Source organism: Streptomyces sp. NBC_01591, from assembly GCF_035918155.1.
Lineage (GTDB): Bacteria > Actinomycetota > Actinomycetes > Streptomycetales > Streptomycetaceae > Streptomyces.
The window spans coordinates 5,635,723-5,641,972 of record NZ_CP109327.1; the positions used below are offsets into that span (position 1 = coordinate 5,635,723).

A 6,250-nucleotide genomic window follows, 5' to 3' on the forward strand; every position below is an offset into this window, starting at 1 on the left:
CATGGGCAAGGGCATACCGCGTACCAAGGGCATACCGCGTACCGACGTACTGGTCACGCTGATGGGCTCGCCGCACGGCTCCGACCTGGTCACCAGCGTGCTGCGGCTCGTGGAGGAGATGCTGCGGCAGGACGCGTCCGTCCAGGTGTGGGCGTGCGGTTACGCGACGATGCTCACCCAGGAGGGCCTCGGCGAGTCCAAGCCGCGCAACCTCGCGCACTGGTCCGGCGACTACCCGTCGACCGTCACGGTGATCCGCGGACTGCTTGCGGCGAACCCGGGCCGGCTGCACTGGTACGGCTGCCGGTTCTGCAGCGACGAGCGCGGCGCCGTGGCCCATATCCCCGAGGTCAGGCTCCGGGCGCCGTCCGCCTTCGCCGAGAACGTCGCGGCGGCGGACAAGACCCTGTACGTGGGGGTGCTCTAGCCATGACGTCACCACACACGGCCGGACCCGCGGCCGCCCGTACGGGCAACGGCCGGGTTCTCGGCATCGTCGAACGGGCCTACCGCGGCGCGGTGGAGAAGCAGTTCTTCGACGTGCTCTACATGGCGGTGGAGCTCCACCGCCAGCTGGGCGGCATGGACATCCTGCTGCGCGGGCCCGCCGTGACCTGCGCGGTGGCGGCGGCCGAGGTCGGCAAGCTGCGGTTCGGCGACCGGGTGCTGGACACCCTCACCGACCCGCGCCGCGATCTGCGGGTACTGCTGGACGCCGGGGTGCGGGTCCTCGTGCAGGAGGAGGACCTGACCGCGCTCGGGTTCACCTCCGGCGACCTGCTGGACGCGGCCGTCCGCCCGGTGTCCGCCGCGGAGGTGGCCCGGCGCTGGCCGGAGTACCGGACGGTGAGCTTCCTGTGACCGGAGACAACGCCAGCCCGCACCGCGACCGCTCCAGCCCCTGCCCCCGTAGTCGCTCCAGCCAAGGAATGGACCCCTCATGACCAAGACTGTGATCTCCGCGTGGTCGGCCGTCTCGCCGTTCGGCATGGGCCGGGACGCCTTCGTGGGCGGCTTCCACGACGGCCGGTCCACGGTCGCCCCGGTCGACCGCGAGCAGTGGCGGACACCCGACGACGAGGTCTGCCTCGTCCCCGGCTTCACCCCGGCCGGTGCGCTGGGCAAGAAGGGCACCCGCGCCATGGACCGGGCCACCGGCCTCGCGGTCTCGGCGGTCGGCCGGCTGATCGACGAGTCGCCCGCCGAACCCGCCACGGTCAGCGGCGAGGAAGTGGCACTGGTCCTCGGCACCACCTCGGGCAGCGTGCAGAGCATGATGGACTTCACCCGCGGCGGCCTCGTCTCGGAGAAGCCCTATTTCGTCGACCCGGCCCGCTTCCCCAACGCGGTGATGAACTGCGCTGCCGGGCAGTGCGCCATCCGGCACCAGCTCAAGGGCCCCAACGCCACCATCGCCGGGGGGCGGGTCTCCGGCCTGCACGCCCTGAAGTACTCCCAGCGGCTGCTGAACGCCCACCGCGCACGCACCGTGCTGTGCGGCGCCGTCGAGGAGTACGCCGACGCCCGTGCCTGGCTGGACCGGCACGCGCGCGGCGAGGACGAGACGGGCACGGTCCACGGCGAGGGCTGCGTGATGCTCCGGATCGAACCCGAGGACTCGGCCCAGGGCACCCCACTGGCCACCGTGCAGGCCGTGGAGGTGGGCGTGTTCGCGGGCGGCGGCGAGAACGCGGCTCCCGTGCTCGACACCTGCGTACGCCGTGCGCTGGAACGGTCCGGGACCGACCCGGCCGATGTGTGGATCGTCGCCCCGAGCGGTGCCCGGGGTGCGCTCGGCGACGCCGAACAGTCCGTGCTGGACGCCCATTTCGACCCGGCGGTGGTGAACCGGGTGTCGCGGCTGATCGGCGACACCGCGGGAGCGGCGGCCATGTTCCAGATGGCCGGGGTGCTGGCCGTCGCCGAACGGGCCGGGGCGGCCGGCCGGACCGCGGTCGTCACCGCGGTGGACCGGGACGGCGAAGCGGGGTGCGCGGTGCTGCGGCTCGGCCAGGGCCTGTCCGGCGGATCAGGGTCGGACAGGCCCTAGGGACCGCGGCTTTCTCCGCCGCCCGGAACGTACACACAACACAGAACGAGAGAGGGACGACCCCCATGACATCCGCAGTGCAGACACTGGACCTCGAACAGCTCCGAGCGCTCATCGCAGAGGTGCTCGACGTCGAGGTCGCGGACATCGGCGACGACACCGACTTCATCGACGACCTGGAGATCGACTCCCTGATGGCCCTGGAGGTCGTCGTGGTGCTGGAGAAGCGCTACCAGGTCAAACTGCGCGAGGAGGAGCTGAAGCAGGTCACCTGCCTGCGGGCGGCGCACGGCCTGATCGAGCAGAAGCTGCGGACCCCGTAGTGACCGTCACCGCAGCCGGGACCGGGGCCGGGGCCGATGCCGGGACCGGGACCACGTCCCTGTCCGAGGCGTCCCCGGTCACGGCCGGCATCCGTGTCGTACGTGCTCCGGCCGCCGGGGACGGGGGCCACCTGACGGCGGCCACCGTCTGCCGCATCGATCCCGCGGAGCAGATCTTCGCGGGTCACTACCCCGGATTCCCCATCTTTCCCGGGGTCTGCGTCATCGAGTGCGTACGCCGCAGCGCCCTGGCCACCGCACCCGGCCCGATCGCACTGACCGCGGTGGAGTCGGCGCGCTTCCGCGGACCGGTGCTGCCCGGCGACGAGCTGTCCATGGAACTGGTCTGGAAGCCCGACGGGCCCGACGACCACGAGGGGCGGCACTGGCGGGTCACGGCGACCGCCCGCACCGGCCGGGGCGACGCCGCCTCGATCCGGCTGCGCTTCCGGTCAGGGGGCCGGCCGTGATCGGAACCGCCGAACTGCGCCGGCTGCTCCCGCACCGCTTCCCGATGCTGCTGGTGGACCGGGTCGACGAAGTGGTGCCCGGCGAGCGGCTGGTCGCCCACAAGGCCGTCACCTGCAACGAGCCCTGGTACGCCGGGCTCCCGCAGGAGACGGAGCCGGACGGCTACCGCTACCCCGAGGTGCTGCTCACCGAGTCCTGGTGCCAGGCGGCGGGCGTACTGGCCACCTGGGACAGCCCCAACCCGGACGTGCTGAACGGGCAGGTGATGCTGTTCGGCGGCGTCAGCGACGTCCGCTTCGAGCAGCCCGTGTTCCCCGGCGATGTGGTGGAGCACCGGGTCCGGGTCCTGCGGGTGCTGAGCGACACGATGATCTTCGAGGGTGAGGCGCTCGTCGGCGGTGCGACGGTCATGACCGTCGCCAGGGCCACGATGGCGTTCCGCCCGGCCGACCAACTGCGCGCGGCCACCGGAATCTAGTTCACAGAAGGAGAAACGGGTGGGAGACAAGCTGTCCCGCGTCGCGCTCGTCAGCGGCGGCTCACGGGGCATCGGAAGAGCGGCGGTGCTGCGCCTGGCACAGGACGGCCACGACGTGGCCTTCTGCTACCGGTCCGACGCCGACGCGGCGCAGGCGCTGGAGAAGGAAGCGTCCGAACTGGGCGTACGCGTACTGGCCGTCCGGGCCGACGTCACCGACGCCCAGGCGGTACGCGGCCTGGCGGAGCGCACCGAGGACGAACTCGGCCCGATCGACGTGGTCGTCACCTCGGCCGGCATCACCAGCGACAACCCGCTGCTGCTGATGACCGACGAACAGTGGCACAACGTGCTGGACATCAACCTGGACGGCGTCTACCACGTCTGCCGGGCCGCCATCTTCGCGATGATGAAGCGCAAGTCCGGCTGTGTCATCAACGTCTCGTCGGTCGCCGGGGTGTACGGCAACGCACGGCAGACCAACTACTCCGCGTCCAAGGCCGGGATCATCGGCTTCACGAAGGCGCTGGCCAAGGAGGCCGGACCGTACGGCATCCGCGCCAATGTCGTGGCGCCCGGCTTCATCGACACGGACATGACCTCCACGCTCCAGGGCGGGGTCAAGGACCGGGCGCTGAAATCGATCCCGCTGGGGCGGATGGGCCGGGCGGACGAGGTCGCCGACCTCATCGCGTACCTCGCCTCCGACCGCGCCGCGTACATCACCGGTTCCGTCTTCCAGATCGACGGCGGAATCACCATCTAGCCATCCGGAGGGACGGCCATGGCCAAGCGCGGCCCGCGCTGGTACTTCAATTTCCGCAGCCCGTACTCCTGGCTGGCACACCGGGACATGGTGGACCGGCACGGCGATGTCGCGGACACCGTCGAGTGGATCCCGTACTGGGACCCGGACCCGCGCAGCGAAGAGCTGCTGGCCGGGGAGGGCGGCGCGTTCCTCTACACCCCGATGTCGCGGGAGAAGCACTTCTACGTGCTGACCGATGTGCGCAGGCTCGCCGCCGACCGGGGCATGACCGTCTCCTGGCCCGTCGACCGCGATCCGGTGTGGGAGGTCTCGCACCTGGCGTACTACCTGGCCGAGGACCGGGGCGTCGGGCGCCGGTACGTCGATCTCGTCTACCGCGCCCGCTTCCAGGAGGGCAGGAACATCTCCGACCCCGAGGTGATCGCCGAGGTGGCCGGGCGGATCGGCCTCGACCCGGCCGCGGCGGCCGCGGCCGCCGACGACCCGGGGCTGCGCGCCCGGTCCACCGCCTCGCTCATGTCGGCCTACCGGGACGGGGTGTTCGGCCCGCCGTTCCTCATCGCCGGGCGCGAGAAGTTCTGGGGCCTGGACCGGCTCGACCGGTTCGCCGACGCCGTACGCGACAAGGCCCCGGCCCGGCCCGACACCGACGCACCGGTACCCGCCGGCGCCCTGTCGGCCACCGCGTCGGGCGACCTGGGACACGCCGGGGGCTGCGGCTGACAGGCCCGCTGCCCAGCCCCTGCCCGACCAGCCGGGCAGTGCACGAAACCTACGAAGCACACGATCCGAGGAGAGAACAGACAATGTCGACCAACCCGTTCGAGGACAAGGACGCCACCTACCTGGTGCTCGTCAACGACGAGGGCCAGCACTCGCTCTGGCCGGTCTTCGCCGAGGTACCGGCCGGATGGACCATCGCGCTCAAGGACGCGAGCCACGACGCGGCACTCGCGTACATCGAGGAGAACTGGACCGACATGCGGCCCAGGAGCCTCGCCGCGGCGATGGACAGCCCCGCGGCGTGACGGACCGCCCGCGCGGCGCCGTACCGGTGTGACGGAACCACGGCCGCCACACCGGTACGGCGTACGGCGGGCAACAGCGCGGCCCCGGAACCCGAACAGGTTCCGGGGCCGCGGCCGTTGCGCTCGCCTACGGCGTCCCGGCCGCCGCCGGTGAAAGCCGCTCGTTGACCCGGAGCGCCAACTCCTCGGTGCCGGTGCCGGACGTCAGATAGAAGTGGTCGCCGGAGAACACCCGCAAACCGAACGGCCCCGTCGTCGCCTCCGCCCACGCCCGGGTCTCCTCGACCGTCACATCGCAGTCGGCGTCACCGACCCACGCCTCGACCGGAGCGCCGATACGCAGACCGGGATCGGGCCGGTAGTTCCCCATGAGCGCGAAGTCACCCCGGATCGCCGGCATCAGCAGCTCCCGCATCTCGGGACTGTCCAGGAACCTCGTCCCGTCGCCGCCCAGCCGGTCCACCTCCGCGAGCAGCCCCTCGTCCCCGCGCAGATGCGCCTGACTGTTCCGGTACCGGGCCGGCGGCTGCTGACCCGAGACGAACACCACGCCCGGCACGACACCGTGCCGGTGCTCCAGCCGGTGCGCGACCTCGAACGCCACCGACGCCCCCATGCTGTGCCCGAACAGCGCCAACGGCTGCTCCGCCAACGGCAACAGCGCCCCGGTCAGCGCGTCCGCGAGCACCGCCATCTCCGTCACACACGGGTCGCCCAGCCGGTCCTGCCGCCCCGGATAGCAGGCCCCCAACAGCTCCACATCGTCCGGCAGCCACTGCGGCCAGGTACGGAACATGCTGGCGGCCCCGCCCGCGTGCGGCAGGCACACCAGCCGCAGCCGCGGCTGCGCCACCCGCCTGAAGCGGCGGAACCACACATCGGTCAGCTCGGACATCCCACTACCTCCGTCGTACGGCATCACTCGGACCACAACACTTCCAGTGCACCCGGCACGGCGCCGCCCGCTGCCCGGTCTGCAACAACGTGCACCCGTCCGGGAGATGACCGTGCAGCGGGTCAGTATGAGCACTCGCGCGCCTCCCGCGCGCTTCGCCGTGACGACCGCCGGCAGCGGGCCCCGATCCGCTGCCGGGCGCCGGTGTCCCAGAAATCGACCGAGGGTGGTTCCCG

At 71.7% G+C, this 6,250-nt stretch carries 10 protein-coding genes; 9 read left to right on the plus strand and 1 reads right to left on the minus strand.

The window, feature by feature from the left end; translation table 11 throughout:
* Position 1 precedes the first annotated feature (1 nt).
* From OG978_RS26385 to OG978_RS26425, 9 genes are all read left to right on the plus strand, one after another.
* Complete coding sequence (locus tag OG978_RS26385) at positions 2–427, plus strand: hypothetical protein (protein ID WP_326767583.1); 426 nt, start codon at positions 2–4, stop codon at positions 425–427.
* A 2-nt stretch (positions 428–429) separates the two neighbouring features.
* Complete coding sequence (locus OG978_RS26390; RefSeq protein WP_326767584.1) at positions 430–861, plus strand: hypothetical protein; 432 nt, start codon at positions 430–432, stop codon at positions 859–861.
* Between the two features lie 79 nt (positions 862–940).
* Positions 941–2,050: a beta-ketoacyl synthase N-terminal-like domain-containing protein gene (locus tag OG978_RS26395; RefSeq protein ID WP_326767585.1), complete on the plus strand. Its 1,110-nt coding sequence runs from the start codon at positions 941–943 to the stop codon at positions 2,048–2,050.
* A 65-nt stretch (positions 2,051–2,115) separates the two neighbouring features.
* Complete coding sequence (locus OG978_RS26400) at positions 2,116–2,373, plus strand: acyl carrier protein (protein WP_326767586.1); 258 nt, start codon at positions 2,116–2,118, stop codon at positions 2,371–2,373.
* Positions 2,373–2,843 carry a 3-hydroxyacyl-ACP dehydratase FabZ family protein gene (locus OG978_RS26405; RefSeq protein ID WP_326767587.1) on the plus strand — a complete coding sequence of 157 codons (471 nt, stop codon included), beginning with the start codon at positions 2,373–2,375 and terminating at the stop codon, positions 2,841–2,843. Before OG978_RS26400 ends, OG978_RS26405 begins: the two co-directional genes overlap by 1 nt.
* Positions 2,840–3,322 carry a 3-hydroxyacyl-ACP dehydratase FabZ family protein gene (locus tag OG978_RS26410; RefSeq protein WP_326767588.1) on the plus strand — a complete coding sequence of 161 codons (483 nt, stop codon included), beginning with the start codon at positions 2,840–2,842 and terminating at the stop codon, positions 3,320–3,322. The genes OG978_RS26405 and OG978_RS26410 overlap by 4 nt, the downstream gene beginning before the upstream one ends.
* Positions 3,323–3,341: 19 nt before the next feature.
* On the plus strand, positions 3,342–4,088 hold the full coding sequence (fabG, locus tag OG978_RS26415; protein WP_326767589.1) for a 3-oxoacyl-[acyl-carrier-protein] reductase: 747 nt from the start codon (positions 3,342–3,344) through the stop codon (positions 4,086–4,088).
* 18 nt (positions 4,089–4,106) lie between these two features.
* On the plus strand, positions 4,107–4,814 hold the full coding sequence (locus OG978_RS26420; protein ID WP_326767590.1) for a 2-hydroxychromene-2-carboxylate isomerase: 708 nt from the start codon (positions 4,107–4,109) through the stop codon (positions 4,812–4,814).
* 83 nt (positions 4,815–4,897) lie between these two features.
* Positions 4,898–5,119, plus strand: coding sequence for an MbtH family protein (locus tag OG978_RS26425; RefSeq protein WP_326767591.1), 222 nt, complete (start codon positions 4,898–4,900; stop codon positions 5,117–5,119).
* Between the two features lie 127 nt (positions 5,120–5,246).
* Here the strand turns inward: OG978_RS26425 and OG978_RS26430 are convergent, their stop codons facing one another.
* A complete protein-coding gene (locus tag OG978_RS26430; protein ID WP_326767592.1) occupies positions 5,247–6,014 on the minus strand; it encodes a thioesterase II family protein in 768 nt (255 codons plus the stop codon).
* Between the last annotated feature and the right edge of the window lie 236 nt (positions 6,015–6,250).